This window comes from Pseudomonas sp. ICBG1301 (assembly GCF_016918385.1).
GTDB lineage: Bacteria > Pseudomonadota > Gammaproteobacteria > Pseudomonadales > Pseudomonadaceae > Aquipseudomonas > Aquipseudomonas palleroniana.
On the sequence record NZ_JAEKGB010000013.1, the window covers coordinates 112,776 to 129,900 of the forward strand.

At 60.9% G+C, this 17,125-nt stretch carries 14 protein-coding genes; 3 read left to right on the plus strand and 11 right to left on the minus strand.

Features of this window, described 5'->3' with window-relative positions; genetic code table 11:
* Positions 1-42: 42 nt before the first annotated feature.
* From JBE38_RS24720 to JBE38_RS24765, 10 genes are all read right to left on the minus strand, one after another.
* A complete protein-coding gene (locus JBE38_RS24720; RefSeq protein ID WP_205345357.1) occupies positions 43-1,998 on the minus strand; it encodes an acetoacetate--CoA ligase in 1,956 nt (651 codons plus the stop codon).
* An 81-nt stretch (positions 1,999-2,079) separates the two neighbouring features.
* Positions 2,080-2,853 carry a 3-hydroxybutyrate dehydrogenase gene (locus JBE38_RS24725; RefSeq protein ID WP_205345358.1) on the minus strand — a complete coding sequence of 258 codons (774 nt, stop codon included), beginning with the start codon at positions 2,851-2,853 and terminating at the stop codon, positions 2,080-2,082.
* Positions 2,854-2,860: 7 nt separating this feature from the next.
* Complete coding sequence (locus tag JBE38_RS24730; protein WP_060752571.1) at positions 2,861-4,252, minus strand: GntP family permease; 1,392 nt, start codon at positions 4,250-4,252, stop codon at positions 2,861-2,863.
* A 284-nt stretch (positions 4,253-4,536) separates the two neighbouring features.
* The gene (locus JBE38_RS24735) at positions 4,537-5,937 is read right to left on the minus strand and encodes a sigma-54 interaction domain-containing protein (protein WP_090370572.1); all 1,401 of its coding nucleotides are present in this window, start codon (positions 5,935-5,937) and stop codon (positions 4,537-4,539) included.
* 109 nt (positions 5,938-6,046) lie between these two features.
* Positions 6,047-7,618 (minus strand): ABC transporter ATP-binding protein, encoded by a 1,572-nt coding sequence (locus JBE38_RS24740; protein WP_090370575.1) that lies wholly within the window; start codon positions 7,616-7,618, stop codon positions 6,047-6,049.
* 10 nt (positions 7,619-7,628) lie between these two features.
* Positions 7,629-8,651 (minus strand): ABC transporter permease, encoded by a 1,023-nt coding sequence (locus JBE38_RS24745; RefSeq protein ID WP_060752574.1) that lies wholly within the window; start codon positions 8,649-8,651, stop codon positions 7,629-7,631.
* On the minus strand, positions 8,651-9,712 hold the full coding sequence (locus JBE38_RS24750; RefSeq protein WP_060752575.1) for a microcin C ABC transporter permease YejB: 1,062 nt from the start codon (positions 9,710-9,712) through the stop codon (positions 8,651-8,653). The genes JBE38_RS24745 and JBE38_RS24750 overlap by 1 nt, the downstream gene beginning before the upstream one ends.
* Positions 9,712-11,571, minus strand: coding sequence for an extracellular solute-binding protein (locus JBE38_RS24755; protein WP_205345359.1), 1,860 nt, complete (start codon positions 11,569-11,571; stop codon positions 9,712-9,714). The genes JBE38_RS24750 and JBE38_RS24755 overlap by 1 nt, the downstream gene beginning before the upstream one ends.
* Before the next feature lie 130 nt (positions 11,572-11,701).
* Positions 11,702-11,983, minus strand: coding sequence for a peptidylprolyl isomerase (locus tag JBE38_RS24760; protein WP_090370581.1), 282 nt, complete (start codon positions 11,981-11,983; stop codon positions 11,702-11,704).
* Positions 11,984-12,100: 117 nt separating this feature from the next.
* Positions 12,101-12,595 (minus strand): DUF1543 domain-containing protein, encoded by a 495-nt coding sequence (locus JBE38_RS24765; protein WP_126870572.1) that lies wholly within the window; start codon positions 12,593-12,595, stop codon positions 12,101-12,103.
* Between the two features lie 105 nt (positions 12,596-12,700).
* Between JBE38_RS24765 and JBE38_RS24770 the strand changes: the two genes are divergently transcribed.
* Positions 12,701-13,522, plus strand: coding sequence for an aldo/keto reductase (locus JBE38_RS24770; RefSeq protein ID WP_090370586.1), 822 nt, complete (start codon positions 12,701-12,703; stop codon positions 13,520-13,522).
* Between the two features lie 501 nt (positions 13,523-14,023).
* On the opposite strand, the gene JBE38_RS24775 is transcribed toward JBE38_RS24770, so the two are convergent.
* Positions 14,024-14,539 (minus strand): Hcp family type VI secretion system effector, encoded by a 516-nt coding sequence (locus JBE38_RS24775; RefSeq protein ID WP_205345360.1) that lies wholly within the window; start codon positions 14,537-14,539, stop codon positions 14,024-14,026.
* 483 nt (positions 14,540-15,022) lie between these two features.
* Here JBE38_RS24775 and tssA point away from each other — a divergent pair, with 483 nt between their 5' ends.
* Entirely contained in the window at positions 15,023-16,576 is a 1,554-nt protein-coding gene (tssA, locus tag JBE38_RS24780; protein ID WP_205345361.1) for a type VI secretion system protein TssA, read from the plus strand.
* A 25-nt stretch (positions 16,577-16,601) separates the two neighbouring features.
* A complete protein-coding gene (gene tssB, locus JBE38_RS24785) occupies positions 16,602-17,099 on the plus strand; it encodes a type VI secretion system contractile sheath small subunit (protein WP_090370594.1) in 498 nt (165 codons plus the stop codon).
* Positions 17,100-17,125: the final 26 nt, after the last annotated feature.

The following is a 17,125-nucleotide window of genomic DNA, read 5'->3' on the forward strand; positions in this document are numbered from 1 at the left end:
GTTTGTCTTCAAATCAGTGCGTCAGGCTGAAACCTTTCCGCTTCATGTCGCCAGTTCAGGGCGGTCGCGAAACTGCGCCAGGGCCTGCGGGTTGGCCAGGGCGTCGGTGTTTTTCACCGGCTCGCCGTGAACCACATTGCGCACCGCCAATTCGACGATCTTGCCGCTGATGGTGCGCGGGATATCGGAGACGGCGAGAATCCTCGCCGGCACGTGGCGCGGTGTGGTGTTGGCGCGGATTACCTGGCGGATCTGCTGTTGCAGGGCGTCGTCCAGCTCGATACCGTCATTGAGGCGTACGAACAGCACTACACGCACATCGTCTTGCCAGCGTTGGCCGATGGCCAGGCTTTCCAGCACTTGCGGGATTTTTTCCACCTGGCGATAGATCTCTGCGGTGCCGATCCGTACGCCGCCGGGGTTGAGCACGGCGTCCGAGCGCCCGTGGATCAGCAGGCCGCCATGGGGGCGCTGCTCGGCGTAGTCGCCCTGAGCCCACACCCCGGGAAATTGACTGAAATACGAGGCGCGCAGTTTCTGCTGGTCCGGATCGTTCCATAAGCCGATCGGCATCGCCGGAAAATGCCGAGTGCACACCAGCTCGCCTTTTTCGCCGATCAACGGCCGGCCGTGTTCATCCCACACTTCGATGGCCATCGCCAGGCTCTTGCACTGCATTTCGCCGCGCCGCACCGGCAGCACCGGGTTGCCGATCACAAAACAGGAGACGATGTCGGTACCGCCCGACATCGACGCCAGGCACAGCTCGGGTTTGATCTCGCGGTACACATAGTCGTAGCTGTGGGGCGACAGCGGCGAACCGGTTGAAATCAGGCCCTTGAGGCTGTGCAGATCATGGCTCAGGCGCGGTTGCAGCCCGGCTTTTTCCAGGGTGGCGAGGAATTTCGGGCTGGTGCCGAACACGCTGATGTGTTCCGCATCGATCAGGTCGATCAACCGCTCGGGCCCAGGGTGGAATGGCGAGCCGTCATATAGCACTGCGGTTGCGCCAAGGGCCAGCACCGACACCAGCCAGTTCCACATCATCCAGCCACAGGTGGTGTAGTAGAACAGGCAATCATCCCTGGACAGGTCGGCATGCAGGCCGTGCTCCTTGAGATGGGTGAGCAGCACGCCGCCGGTGCCGTGGATGATGCATTTGGGCACGCCGGTGGTGCCGCTGGAATAGAGGATGTACAGCGGGTGATCGAACGGCACGGCCACAAACTCGGGCTCGCCGCCAGGTTGATAGAAGTCGTTCCACAGCGTGACCCTGGCTCGGCTGCGGTAGTCGTCGACCCGCGCCTGAGGTCGTGCGTACGGCACGATGATCAGCTGTTCGAGGGACGGCAGGCGTTCGAGGATTTCATTGAGCTTGGCGCTCTGGTCGATGTCTTTGCCGGCATAGCGGTAACCGGCGCAGGTGATCAACACTTTGGGCTCGATCTGGCCGAAGCGATCGATCACGCCCTGGGTGCCGAAGTCCGGCGACGAACACGACCAGATCGCGCCGAGGCTGCTGGTGGCCAGCATGCCCACCAGGGTTTGCCAGGTGTTGGGCATGCACGCGGCGACGCGGTCGCCCTGGGTCACGCCGGCGTCGCGCAGGCTGCGCTGCAAGCCGGCGACATGCTGGGCGAGTTCGGCGTAGGTCAAGGCTTCGCGATGGCCATCCTCACTGATGGCGACCACGGCCGGGTGCTCATCGCGGCGGCGCAGCAGGTGCTCGGCGAAGTTCAGCGTGGCGCCGGGAAACCATTGGGCGCTGGGCATCTCGGCCTCTTCGATCAGCGTCGCAATGGGCGGGCTGCGAAACGCTACGTCGAAATAGCTGACGATGGCTTGCCAGAAATCCGGGCGCTGGTCGATGCTCCACTGGTGCAGGGCGGGGTAGTCGTCGAGCTGCACGCTGTAGCGTTGGTTGATGTAGCGGCGGAACTGGTCCATGCGCGTGTTGGCGATGCGTTCCGGGGAGGGTTGCCAGAGGATGTCGGACATAGGCGAATCTCTTGTTCGTCAATGACGATCAAATAGGGGCGGCGGGCTTGCTCGCCCCTATTGGAATCTTCAGTACCTGGTTTACTGCGCCAGCCAGCCGCCGTCGATATTCCAGGCGGCGCCGCGTACCTGGGCACCGGCTTCGCTGCACAGGAACAGCACCAGCTCGCCCAACTGCGGTGGGGTGACAAATTCCAGCGACGGTTGTTTCTCGGCCAGCAGGTCGTGCTGCGCCTGCTGGGGATCGACACCCGCGGCGGCACGATCGTCAATCTGCTTCTGCACCAGCGGTGTCAGCACCCAGCCTGGGCAGATAGCGTTGCAGGTGACGTTGCTGGTGGCCGTCTCCAGGCCCACGACTTTGGTCAGGCCGATGACGCCGTGCTTGGCCGCCACATAGGCCGCCTTGCCCACCGAGCCGACCTGGCCGTGCACCGACGCGATGTTGACGATGCGCCCCCAGCCCTTGGCCTTCATCCCCGGCAAGCTCAGACGTGTGCTGTGGAACACCGAGGACAGGTTGATCGCGATGATCGAGTCCCAGCGCTCCACCGGGAAATCTTCTACCGCCGCCACATGCTGGATACCGGCGTTATTGACCAGGATATCGACGCCGCCGAACTCACGCTCGGCATAGGCGATCATGTCGGCGATCTGCGCCGGGTCGCTGACGTCGGCCGGGTGGTGGCCGACCTTGCCGCCGAACGCCTGTACCTGGGCGATCACCGCGCTGGCATCGCCGAAGCCGTTGAGGATCAGGTCGGCGCCGGCCTTGGCCAGGCTCAGTGCGATGCCCAGGCCGATGCCGCTGGTGGAGCCGGTAACCAGGGCGGTCTTGCCATTCAAAGTCGTCATGAAAACCTCACACAATGCCGGTGGCGTAGAAAGTACCAATCACCACGAAGACCGCGAGAGTCTTGATGAGGGTGATGCCGAAAATGTCCTTGTAGGCTTCGCGGTGGGTCAGGCCGGTGACCGCCAGCAGCGTGATCACCGCGCCGTTGTGGGGCAGGGTGTCCATGCCGCCGCTGGCCATGGCCGCGACCCGGTGCAGCACTTCAAGAGGAATATTGGCCGCGTGGGCCGCCGAAATAAAGCTCTCGGACATCGCCGCCAGGGCGATGCTCATGCCGCCGGAGGCGGAACCGGTGATACCGGCCAGCAGGGTCACGGTAATCGCCTCGTTGACCAGTGGGTTGGGGATACCCTTGAGCCAGTCCGCCAGCACCAGGAAGCCCGGCAGCGAGGCAATCACCGCGCCGAAGCCGTATTCCGATGCGGTGTTCATCGCCGCCAGCAAGGCGCCGCTGACCGCACTTTTGCTGCCGTCGGCAAGCTTGCTCTTGATCGCCGACCAGCCGAATGCCAGCACCATCAGGATGCCCACCAACAGTGCCGCCTGCACCGCCCAGATCGCGGTGAGCTTGGCGATCTCGGTGGTCACCGGCGCGCTCATGCCCGGCAGGCTGAGGCTGTGGGTCTTGCCGTACCACTGTGGAATCCAGTGGGTGAACAACAGGTTCATCACGCCCACCAGAATCAGTGGCGACAGGGCGATCCAAGGGTTGGGCAGCCTCAGGTTTTCGGCGGTTTCCGGTTCGTTGCGCAGCTCGGTGCCATAACCCTCGGCGGCGCGTTGTGCCTTGTTGCGCTGGCGTGTCAGGTAGAGCATGCCGGCGCAGAACACGAAAATCGTGCCGATCAGCCCCAGCCACGGCGCCGCCCACGCCGTGGTGTTGAAAAAGGTGCTGGGGATGATGTTCTGGATCTGCGGTGTGCCGGGCAGGGCGTCCATGGTGAACGAGAACGCGCCGAGGGCGATGGTCGCCGGAATCAGGCGCTTGGGGATATTGCTCTGGCGGAACATCTCGGCGGCGAACGGGTACACCGCGAACACCACCACGAATAGCGACACGCCGCCGTAGGTGAGCAGGGCGCAGACCAGCACGATCACCAGCATCGCCTGGCGGGTGCCGAGCAGGCGGATCGCTGCGGCAACAATCGAACGCGAAAAGCCCGACAGCTCGATCAGCTTGCCGAACACCGCACCGAGCAGGAATACCGGGAAATACAGTTTGATGAAGCCGACCATTTTCTCCATGAACACCCCGGTAAAGGCAGGGGCGACGGCGGAGGGGTCGGTGAGCAGTACCGCGCCGAGGGCGGCGATGGGCGCAAACAGGATAACGCTATAGCCACGGTAGGCAGCCAGCATCAGCAGCGCCAGGGCTGCCAGGGCAATGATCACACTCATGGTGTGTCTCCAGATTGTTATTTTTGTGGGGTGGTGCTTTGGAGAAGAGCTATAGCTAGATGTGTGCCAAAAAATTAACTGGTTGATATATAAAAGAATTTTCCTGCGATTGACTGATAATTTGAATTTTTGTCTCTAATCTGAGACAAGTGTAGATCCAATGTGGGAGGGGGCTTGCTCCCGATAGCGGTGTTTCAGTCGGTACTTGTGCCAGCAGGAATGCAGCTATCGGGAGCAAGCCCCCTCCCACAGAAGGATGTCTCTACTTTGAGATTTGTATCTCTTTATTGAGATTTGATGATGCCTAGCGCCACCATCTTCTTGTACAGCGTCGACCGCCCAAGCCCCAGGCGCCTGGCCGCCTCCACCACATTGCCGTCACAGGCTTGCAGTGCGCCCGTGATCACCTGCCGATCAAAGCGTTCCCGTGCGGCGCTGAACGACTCACCCTCGATCGCCCGCAGCGTACTGCGCTCCACCGGGCTGAACGTACCGATCGCCGCTCGAATGTCTGCGGCATTCAACACCAGGTCATCACTCAACAACGCCGCACGCTCCAGCACATTGCGCAGCTCGCGGATATTCCCCGGCCACGCATGTTGCGCCAGCAACCCCAAGGCCTCGGGGGCGAGTTCGTGGCGGCTGAGCAATTCTTCAAGAATCGCCTCGCTCAGCGCCGGGATGTCCTCCAGGCGCTCACGCAAGGGCGGCACCTGGATCGGCAGCACGTTGAGCCGGTAATACAAGTCCGCACGGAACTCACCGCGCTTGATCGCCGCTTCCAGGTCCATGGAGGTGGCGGCGATCACGCGCACATCGCTGTGCAGCATCTCGTTGGAGCCGACCGGTTCATATTCCTTTTCCTGCAGTACCCGCAGCAGTTTGCTTTGCAGCGGCAGCGGCATATCGCCGATTTCATCGAGAAACAGCGTGCCGCCCTGGGCGATCTGCAGTTTGCCGGGGCGCCCCTTGCGGTCGGCGCCGGTAAACGCGCCGGGGGCGGTGCCGAAGAATTCGGCCTCGAGCAGGTCTGCGGGGATGGCCGCGCTGTTGATACTGACGAAGGCTTTGCTCGCCCGATTCGAAGCGCCATGAATCGCCTGGGCGAGCAGCTCCTTGCCGGTGCCGGTTTCGCCCAGCAGCAATACCGGTGACTCGGCACTCGCACTGCGGCGTGCCCGGCGTTTGACTTCCAGGCTGGCAGTGCTGGTGCCGATAAAGTGGGCGAAGTTGTACTTGCTCTGACGCTTGCGCAGCAGCGAGCGGGTCGACGCCAGCTCCTGTTGCATGCTCAGGTAACGTTCGATCATCGGCGACAGGTTGCGCAGTTCATCAAACAGCGCAAAGCCAATCGCCCCGATCACTGCCCCGGCATCGTCATGGATCGGCAAGCGCATCACCACCAGCGGGCCTTTGGGCGTGTCCTGGATATCCAGCAGAATCGGCCGGTCGGTGCGCACCACTTGGCGCAGCAGGCTGTTGGAAATGACCTTCTCACAGGGCTGGCCGATGGCTTCGTCAGCGCTGTTGAGCCCGAAACGCTTGGCGTAGCGCTCGTTCATCCAGACGATATTTGCGTCGCGGTCGACAATCACCGTGCCTTCACTGGACTGCTCGATGATCTCGAACAGCGACTGGATCGCCTGGCCGCGAACCTGTTGGTAGTCCTTGAGGCTGGTACTCATGCGTGCAGAATCCTCTAGGCGCGAGCTTGCTCGCGAAAAACATCAACGATAACGCAGCGCTGCCCGATACCCCGTGTCGCCTGTCTGTGCTTCGCGAGCAAGCTCGCTCTTACAAGGGGATGTGCGCCGCTGCCAGCAGCTCTTTGGTGTAAGGGTGTTGCGGTGCATCGAACACGTCGTGGCTCGCGCCGCGCTCCACCACTTTGCCGTCCTTGATCACAATCATGTCATGGGCCATGGCGCGTACCACGGCCAGGTCATGGCTGATAAACAGGTAGGTCAGGCCGTATTTTTCCTGCAACTCGCGCAGCAGCGCTACCACCTGTTTCTGCACTGTCCGGTCGAGTGCCGAAGTGGGTTCGTCGAGCAGCATCAGTGCAGGCTTGAGCACCAATGCGCGGGCGATGGCGATGCGTTGACGCTGGCCGCCGGAAAACTCATGGGGGTAACGATGCCGGCTCTCTGGGTCGAGGCCCACATCCTTGAGCACCTGGATCACCTGGGCGTCGCGATCTTCCAGGCTGCACGGCGCATGCACTTCCAGGCCTTCGCTGATGATCTGTTGTACCGACATGCGCGGGCTGAGGCTGCCATAGGGGTCCTGGAACACCACCTGCATCTGCTTGCGCCACGGGCGCATCTGCTGAGGGTTCAGCGGGTCGAGGGCTGCGCCCTGGAAGCGGATGCTGCCGGTGGACTCCAGCAGACGCAGGATCGCCTGGCCCAGGGTGGATTTGCCCGAGCCGGATTCGCCGACAATCCCCAGGGTCTTGCCGCGCTGTACGCTGAGGCTGATGCCATCCACTGCGCGCAGGTAGGTCTTGCGTCGAAACAGACCGCCGCCGAGCGGGAATTGCACGCTCAGGTCGTCCACCTGCAACACCGTTTCGCGTTCGTCACGGCACAGCACATCACCGCTCGGCTCGGCGTCCAGCAGCAGGCGGCTGTAAGGGTGCTGCGGTGCGTTGAACAAGGTCTGGCAGTCCGCCTGCTCGACAATGTCCCCGGCGCGCATCACGCACACGCGTTGAGCAATGCTGCGGACCAGGTTGAGGTCGTGACTGATCAATAGCAGCGACATGCCCAGGCGTTCCTGCAGGGACTTTAGCAGCAGCAGGATCTTGCGTTGCACGGTGACGTCCAGCGCAGTGGTCGGTTCGTCGGCGATCAGCAGTTCCGGCTCGCACGCCAGGGCCATGGCGATCATCACCCGCTGGCGCTGGCCACCGGAGAGTTGGTGCGGGTAAGCCTTGAGCCGCTCCCGGGGCTTCTGGATGCCCACCAGGTCGAGCAATTGAAGGATGCGCGCCTGCGCCGCCTTGCCGCCCAGGCCCTTGTGCAGCAGCAAGGTTTCGCCGATCTGTTTTTCGATGCTGTGCAGCGGGTTGAGGGAGGTCATCGGCTCCTGGAAGATCATTGCAATCCGGTTGCCACGCAGCTTTTGCAGGGTGGCTGGCGACGCCCCGATCAACTCCTGGCCACGGTACTTCACCGAGCCGGTGGTACGCGTACCGGCTTCGGGCAGCAGTTGCAGGATCGAATGCGCCGTCACCGACTTGCCCGAGCCCGATTCACCCACCAGCGCCAGGCATTCGCCAGGACGGATATCCAGGCTCAGGTTGCGCACCACGGTCTGGCCGCTGAAAGCGACGCTGAGGTCGCGGATTTCGATCAGGTTCATACGGCGTCACTCATGAACGTGGGTCGAAGGCATCACGTAATGCCTCACCGATAAAGACCAGCAGCGACAAGATCAGCGCCAGGCTGAAAAACGCCGTCAGGCCCAGCCAGGGCGCTTGCAGGTTCTGCTTGCCCTGGGCGATCAGCTCGCCCAGGGAAGCGCTGCCCGCAGGCATGCCGAAGCCGAGGAAATCCAGGGCGCTCAAAGTGGAAATCGCCCCGGTCAGGATAAACGGCAGGTAGCTCAGGGTGGCGGTCATGGCGTTGGGCAGGATATGCCGGCGAATGATCTTGCCATTGCCCAAGCCCAATGCCCGTGCGGCCTTGACGTATTCCAGATTGCGTCCGCGCAGGAACTCGGCGCGCACCACGTCCACCAGGGCCAGCCAGGAAAACAACGCCATGATCCCCAACAGCCACCAGAAATTCGGCTCGACGAAACCCGACAGGATGATCAGCAGGTAGAGCACCGGCAACCCGGACCACACCTCGAGGATGCGCTGGCCGAGCAGGTCGACCCAGCCGCCGTAAAAGCCTTGCAATGCGCCGGCAGCGATGCCGATAGCGGCGCTGATGGCGGTGAGCGCCAGGGCAAACAGGATCGACACGCGGGCGCCGAAGATCACCCGCGCCAGTACATCCCGTGCCTGGTCATCGGTGCCCAGCCAGTTCACCGCAGACGGTGGGCTGGGGGCGGGGCGGGTCAGTTCGTAGTTGGGCGTGTCGTCGCTGAACGGAATCGGCGGGAACAGCATCCAGCCGCCGTCCTGCTTGATCAGCTTTTGCACGTAGTCGCTGCGGTAATCGGCCTGGAACGGCAACTGCCCGCCGAACTGCTGTTCGGTGTAGCGCTTGAAGACCGGGAAATACAGCTCGTTCTTGTAGCTGAGCACCAGGGGCTTGTCATTGGCGATCAGCTCGCCGCCCAATGTCAGGATAAACAGCCCGATAAACAGCCACAGTGACCACCAGCCGCGACGGTTCTTCTTGAAACGCTCGAAACGCCGACGGGCCACGGGGGAAAGATTGAGCATCAGGCGTTCCTCGCGGCGAAGTCGATACGCGGGTCCACCAGGGTGTAGCAGAGGTCACCGATCAGTTTTATCAAGAGCCCGAACAGGGTGAAGATAAACAGCGAGCCGAACACCACCGGGTAATCACGGGACACCGCCGCTTCGTAGCTCATGCGGCCCAGGCCATCGAGGGAAAAGATCACCTCGATCAGCAGCGAGCCGGCAAAGAACACCGCGATAAACGCTTGGGGAATGCCCGAGATCACCAACAACATCGCATTGCGGAACACATGCCCGTACAGCACGCGTCGCTCGCTCAAGCCCTTGGCGCGGGCGGTCACCACGTACTGGCGCGTGATTTCATTGAGGAACGAGTTTTTGGTCAGGATAGTCAGCGTGGCGAACCCGCCGATCACCAATGAGGTGACCGGCAAGACCAGATGCCAGAAATAGTCGGCGATTTTGCCCACGGTGCTCAGCTCTTCGAAGTTTTCCGACACCAGCCCGCGCACCGGGAACCAGTTCAACGAAGTGCCGCCGGCAAAGAGCACGATCAGGAACATGGCGAACAGGAACGCCGGCATGGCATAGCCGATGACAATCGCGGTGCTGCTCCACACGTCGAAACTGCTGCCATGGCGCACGGCCTTGCGAATCCCCAGGGGGATCGACACCAGGTAGGTGATCAGCGTGGCCCACAGGCCGAGAGAAATGGTCACCGGCATTTTTTCGAGGATCAGGTCGATCACAGTCTTGCCGCGAAAGAAGCTGTTGCCAAAGTCCAGTTGGGCATAGCTCTTGAGCATCAGCCACAGGCGTTCCGGCGCGGGCTTGTCGAAGCCGTACTGTTTCTCGATGTCGGCGATCAGCTTCGGGTCCAGGCCCCGGCTGGCGCGCGAGCCGCCGCTGACGCTTTCGCCGGACGAGCCGCCGACGCCACCGCCGCCGATCCCCTGCAAGTGGGCGATGGCCTGTTCCACCGGGCCACCGGGCGCGGCCTGTACGATCACGAAATTCACCAGCAGGATGATCACCAGCGTCGGGATGATCAGCAGCAGGCGCCGTACGATGTAGGCAAACATCAGTGGGTCGCTCCGCGTTTTTTCAATTCGGCGTTCATTTGCTCATTGGTCAACGGTGTCGGACTGATCTCCCACCAGGTTTCCAGGGCTTCGTCGTTTTTGGCCTCGATGGCGGGGCGGCCGAAGCGGTTCCACCAGGCCGCCGACGTGCCGGGCGGGTAGTAGTTGGGAATCCACAGGTAGTTCCACTGCAGCACCCGGTCCAGGGCGTGGGCGTAGGTGAGCATCTGGGCTTGGGTGTCAGCTTTGACCAGGCCCTTGATCAACGTGTCGACGGCCGGGTCCTTGAGCACCGCGTAGTTGTTGGCGCCTGGATCGTAGGCCGCAGCTGAACCGAAGTAGTTGTACAGCTCCATGCCGGGTGAGGTGGTGACCGGGAAGCCGATCACGATCATGTCGTAGTCTCGGGCCATGATTCGATTCACGTATTGGGAAGCGTCGATGCGCCGGATATTCAGGGTGATGCCGATCTGCGCCAGGTTGCGCTTGTACGGCAGCAGCAGGCGTTCCAGCCCGGCCTGGGCGCTGAGAAAGGTGAACTCCAGCGCTTCGCCGTCGGCGTTGACCAGTTTGTCACCGTCGGGTTTCCAGCCGGCTTTTTCCAGCAGGGCCAGCGCTTGCAGCTGTTTGTCGCGGATCATGCCGCTGCCGTCGGTGACCGGTGCCTTGAACACCTGGGTGAACACCTCGTCGGGCACTTGCCCACGCAAGGGTTCGAGAATCGCCAGTTCCTCCTGTGTGGGCGGTTGGCTGGCGGCCAGCGGGCTGTTGGAGAAGAAGCTCTGCTGGCGGATATACATATTGCGCATCATCTGCCGGTTGGCCCATTCGAAGTCCCACAGCATCGCCAGGGCCTGGCGCACGCGGCGGTCCTTGAACATCGGTTTTTGCACGTTGAACACATAGCCCTGGGCCGGTTGCGGCATTTCCTTGGCCAAATGGGCGCGTTGCAGGCGGCCATCGTCCAGGGCCGGCCCGTTGTAGCCGATGGAATAGCCGGTGGCGGAAAACTCGCGGTTGAAGTCATAGGCGCCACCGCGCAGCACCTGGCGGGCGACTTCGGTGTCGCCGAAATATTCCAGGCTCAGGTGGTCGAAGTTGTACAGGCCCCGGCTGACCGCAAGGTCCTTGCCCCACCAGTTAGGGTCGCGGGTAAAGGTGATGGTGCTGCCGGAGTCGATCTTGCTGATGGTGTACGGGCCACTGCCCAGTGGGGCTTCGTAGCCGCCGCCGTTGGCGAAGTCGCGGGTTTTCCACCAGTGCTCGGGAAACACCGGCAGGGTGGCGACATCCAGGGGCAGGGTGCGGTTTTCATTGCTGGAAAAGTCGAAACGTACCTGGCGCTCGCCTTCGACTTCGACGTGCTTGACGTCGGCGAACAGCGTCCGAAAGCGCAGGCTGCCCTGGGTCATCAGCAGGTCGAAGCTGTAGCGCACGTCTTCGGCAGTGATCGGTTTGCCATCGGCGAAGCGTGCCTTGGGGTTGAGGAAGAAGCGCAAGGACAAACCGTCATCAGCGCGCTCCATCTTCTCTGCCACCAGGCCATACACGGTGTAGGGCTCATCCAGGGAGCGCTGGGCGAGGGGCGCATAGAGCCAGCCGTCGACCTGGGATACGCCGATGCCTTTGTCGATATACGGCAGCACATGGTCGAAGCGCCCGATCTCGATGGCCGAGCGCCGCAGGCTGCCGCCCTTGGGGGCGTCGGGGTTGACATAGTCGAAGTGGCTGAAGCCGGCGGGATACTTGGCCGGTTCGCCGTACACCGTCAGGTAGGTCTGCGGGGCCGCGATCACGGCGGTACTGGCCAGCAGCAGGGCCAGGGAGGTACTGAGCAGTCTGGAAAAAGCCAATCGCATTATCAGCCTTGAACGCCGGGTGAAGAAGAATAGGGATTTGTACGCTAACGGCATCCGTGTCGCCAGTCATCACATGCACAACGGCCCACCAAGAGGCGGGCCGTTGTTTATCGCATCAGCGCGGACGGGATCAGTCCTGGCGGCTGGTGACTTCCAGCAGGTGGTAACCGAACTGGGTCTTCACCGGGCCTTGCACGGTATTGATCGGGGCGCTGAATACGACGGTGTCGAATTCCTTGACCATCTGGCCTGGACCGAACGAACCCAGGTCACCGCCTTGACGGCTGGAAGGGCAGCTGGAGTTGGCTTTGGCGATTTCTGCGAAATCAGCGCCGCCTTCGATTTGGGCCTTCAGTTCGTTGCACTTGTCTTCAGTGGAAACGAGGATATGACGGGCGGTGGCTTTGGCCATGGGAGTAACTCCTTGAATGAAAAGGGTGAGCCTACCGGATTCAGGCGGTTATTTCCTGGCAAAGTTCCGATCCGATGAACCAGCGGTCATTCTTGAACGCCCAGGAACTGCCTGTGCTCAGCCCAGGACGATATAGTCATTTTGCTGAATGATGGGGCGATGCGAGCCTTGTACGAGGTGAATATAGCGGCCGTCCACCAGGTCGATGGGCAGGCAGTCGTCGACATCCATCACACGGTCGGTGTGGGCCAGAGACCAGTGGCTCAGCATCTTCTGTTTGCCTTTGCCCTTGGCTTCCTGCGGGTTGCGGGCCACGACCAGCACGTAGTGATGAGCTTCGCCAAAGGCGCCGGCTTCATAGCCGCCGAGGTTGATGAAGTACAACCGCTGGGCATCGGCGCTTGGCGCCAGGTGGCTCACTTCGACTTTCCAGCCATCCACACCGTCGACTCCCATCCACGCATCGATATGCATACCGGACGGGCTGCCGAACCAGTTGTCGCGCAATTGCGGATAAGTGGCTTGCAGCGTATCCGCCACGGTAAAGACCACATCGTGCACTTCGATCCTGGCCCTGGGGTGCTTGCCCCCGAGCATCACTACAAACAGCATGGGAGAGCTTCCTGGCGAGTGGGCAAAACGTAACCATACTTCGATTGAACCCTTCTGTCCGCTCAGTGCCACACTCTAGACCTGCGAACTCATCAGGAGATTGTCATGCGTACCATTGATCTGGCTGGCATTCCTGTGCCGGTCATCGGCCAGGGGACCTGGCGCATGGGCGAAAACCCGGACCAGCACCGCGCCGAAGTGGCCGCGTTGCAGTTGGGTATCGACGAGGGCATGCGCCTGATCGATACCGCCGAAATGTACGGCGAGGGCGGCGCCGAACGGGTGGTCGGCGAAGCCATTCGCGGCAGGCGTGACCAGGTGTTCCTGGTCAGCAAGGTGTACCCTCACAATGCCAGTCACCAGGGCGTTCCACGAGCCTGCGAAGCCAGCCTGCAACGCTTGGGCACGGACTACATTGACTTGTATCTGTTGCATTGGCGTGGTCAGTATCCCCTTGAAGAAACCGTCGAAGCGTTCGAGCGCCTGCGTGAGGCCGGCAAGATCGGCCGTTGGGGTGTCTCCAATTTTGATGTCGCCGACCTGCAGGAGCTGGCATCGCCGGCCTGTGCGACCAACCAGGTGCTCTACAACATCGAAGAGCGCGGTATCGAGTTCGACTTGCTGCCGTGGTGGCAGCAACATCATTTGCCGTTGATGGCTTATTGCCCGATTGCGCAAGGCGGTGAGCTGTTGTCCAGTTCCACGCTCAAGCAGGTTGCTCATCGCCATGATGTGACGCCTGCCCAGGTTTGCCTTGCTTGGGTTTTGCGGCAGGAAGGGGTGATTGCGATCCCCAAGGCGGTCAAGCCTGAGCATGTGCGGCTTAATGCCGGGGCTGCGAAACTGGTGTTGGATGAGCATGATCTGGATGCGATTGATCGTGTATTTGGTGCGCCCAGGCGTAAGCATCCGTTGGCGATGGTGTAGCCCCTGTGGTGAGGGGGCTTGCTCCCGTGGCGGCCTATGGGCCGACCAGGATGTCGGAATGGGTTGTGTACATATCCATTGCTGCGGTAACGGCGGCTTAGGGTTCCGCTCTTACAGCGGCTCACTTTTGGAAAGGCCCAAAAGTAAGCAAAAGGCCTTTGCCCCACCACTCGGCACCTCGCTCAGGCTCGGTGTGCCCGAACGCAGGCTTGAATCCGTGGGCCGCCGCCACGCGCCATCCATGGCGCGGGGCGGCTAACCCGGCGTCCTGCCGGGTTACCCACGGATTCAAACCTGCGTTCGGCCAGCGTGGTTTAACGGGGCGCCTGAGATCAAGATCAAAAGCAGATCAAAAGCAGATCTAGAGCAGATCTAGAGCAGATCAAAAGCAAGATCAAAACACGGCAGACAGCGCGTCACGGCCGTTGTTGCTGTAGGTACCCACGCCTCCAGCAGCAGGAGCGGCGCCTTCCCTGGCTGCCGGTCCTGCGTGAGCCTTACTTAACTGGCCACTGGGCTGCGCCAGTCGTCAGAGCCGGACGTGCCGGCGACTTCGTGGGTCCAGACGATTTTGCGATAGGTGAAATACACATCCTCCAGATGGGTGAAATGCGCGTTGTCAGGGTCCTGGCAGTTGGGCATGCGCGATTGAATGTCCACGATAGTCGCGCCCTCGAGCTCCATGGTGAAGTAGTGTTCCTGGGTTCCGGCTGACGAAGTGCGGAACCATTCGAGCCGGCACGACACTTCTTCGCCTGAGGTCAGTGCGCTGAATAGCAGCGGTGAAGATTTGTCGAAAATCTTGCTGATCATGAGGGGCTTATGTACCCGTTGCCCCGTCGGCTGGCCTGATTGCGGGTCGCGGGGAATGATCACCTGGTGAGCAAATGCCTGCACCAGGATCTGATTTTCATGACCTTCCTGAAAAAGATTGCCTACTGAGTCCTGGGTGAATGTACCCGCCGTAATCAAACCTTGTTTGACGCCGGTGACGGAGAGGTACGCGGGTGTTGGCATGACTGGTTTCCTTGCCTGATTAAGTAGGGATTGCCGAACGGCTTCGTTGCCGGCCGGGCAAGTAGTTCCTATAACAAGAAGCGTGCCTGAAATTAGAAGGGTCAATGAAATAAGGGGGGCGGAAGAGTTAATAGGGGAATGTTGGTAAGTTGTGGTCAGCGTTTCGCCATTTTTTTCGGTAGTTGTTTGCGCATGTATGTGCAGTTAGTTGCTCGTGCAGTTTGGGTTTGTAACTGTTGAGTGCTGGGATATGACGCGATTTTTTGATCGTTTTGACTGTGCAATTTATTGCGCAGGCCCTGTTTTTATTGGGTTGTAGGAAATTCCTTAAGTGATTTTCTGTTGCTTGATGATTGGCTCGGGCATGGCTAGTGTTCGCACACTTCATTCACTCGCTGGATGAAAGTTAAATGGCATTCTGATACGCATCTAAAAAGCGGTTAGTTTGCTTTTCCTGTGATGGATAGTTGTGTGCGCCTCTAAATGGATTACTCAGAAAAGCTTTGCGACTATTACCTTGAATTGGCGCGGCGACCGTGTTCGCCAAACGCGTTTGCTGGAAGTGATATGCGCTTCTCAGGCGAGTTCGAGGCACTGGAAGCGGAGCTGGGCAAAGCGCATTCGATTCATGGCGCGAGCCTGCCCGATTGGCAGAAGGTCAGTGCGCTCAGCGAGCACTTTTTGCGTGAGCATTCCAAGGACCTGCGAGTCGCCGTCTGGTTGACCTGGGCCCTTCATCAGCGTGATTCATTCGCCGGGCTGTTGGCGGGGCTCGGCCTGCTGCGGCATCTCTGTGAGCATCACTGGGTTGTGGTCTACCCGGTCAAGCCGCGTACACGCGTTGCCGCGTTGGGCTGGTTGGTGCTGCGGCTGGAGCAGCTCTTTGCGCAGGACCTTTCGCTTCTGGATCAGCGGCCTTTGTTTCAGGCGTTGCATGACCAACTCATCCGACTCGATGAGCTATGGGACCAGCATCTTGGAGCGGACGCACCCCTGTTGTTACCGATCCGCAGGCAGCTGTCGGAGCGTTTGGCACGTACTTCGCGAAGCGAGGCTGAGCCTGGCGGTGTCTTGAGTGTGATTGCCCAGGTCAAGCAGGCGACCACGCAATTGCTCAAGCCGGAGCCGGCGGTGAACAACGAAAAAGACGCGCACAAATTACTACGCGCCTTGCAGGAGCAGGCCCGTCCTTTGTGCGCCTGGTGGTTGCGCCAGAGTGCCAGTGACGTTCGTGCATTGCGCCTGAGCCGCACCTTGGCGTGGCTGACGCTCATCAATTATCCCGACGCCAATGGTGAGCGCGTCACGGCTCTGCGCCCGCTCTCTGCCGACAAACTCAAGCGTTGTCAGGAGCGCCTCAGCCAAGGTCATTACGCTGATCTGTTGCTGGAGCTTGAAGTCAGCCTGGCCGGTGCATTGTTCTGGTTTGACGGACTGCGCATGGCCTGGGAGTGCCTTGAGGCGTTGCAGGCAGAACCCGCCAGGACCGAGCTGGAAATGCATTTCGCTTTGCTCCTGCAACGCCTGCCGGGCTTGCCTGACTACAGGTTCGACGACGGCACACCGTTCGCGGATCCGGCCACCTGTGAATGGATCAGCCTGCACGTCATGCGTCACCTGCAAAGGACCGAGCCCTCCAGCGTTGTGCCCGATGTGGCAGGCGAGTCCTGGGACGCGGCCTTGCAGGCGGTGATGCCGGTGCTGCGCAAGGAAGGACTCAAGGCCGCGGTTGCTGTGCTCAAGCAAGGGCAGCAGGCGGCACGCGGCGAACGGGCCCGTTTCCACTGGCAACTCGCACTCGCCCGGTTGTGCATGCGGGCCGGCAAGCACGACCTGGGCAGGGTTCAGCTGGAACAACTGGACCTCGAATTGCAACGCGCCGGGCTCGAACGCTGGGAGCCGCAACTGGCTCTGCAAGTCGCTCGGCTGCTGTATCGCTGCTATGACCGCTTGCCACAAAGTCACGCCGTGCGCGAAAGCAAGGATCTCACCCATCGCCGGTTGTGCCACTTCGACCTTGAAGCAGTACTTGAATGAAGCCCGATCAAAAAGGAGAAACAACATGGCCAAAGACGGTTCGGTAGCCCCCAAGGAACGTATCAACATCACCTTCAAACCTGCGGTCGGCGGGGTTCAGGAGGAGATCGAGCTACCGCTGAAGTTGCTGGTGCTGGGGGATTTCTCCCAGCGTGAAGACCCGCGCAAGCTCGAGGATAGAAAGCCCATCGGCATCGACAAGAACACCCTTGATGAGGTGTTGGCGAAACAGGCGCTCAGCTTGACGTTGAGTGTGCCCAATCGCCTGCAGGAGGCGGCTGAGGTCGAGGAGCTGGCCGTCGAGGTGCGGATCAATTCGATGAAGGATTTCAACCCGGCGAATCTCGTCGAGCAAATCCCCGCATTGCAGAAGCTGATGGTACTGCGTGAAGCGTTGATGGCACTCAAGGGGCCGCTGGGTAACACCCCCAGTTTTCGCAAAGCCATCGAACAGGCGTTGGCCGACGACGGTTCCCGCGCTCGGGTTCTGGCCGAACTCGGGTTGAACAATCCAGATGCCTGACATTTTCAGTAAAAGGACACTGACAG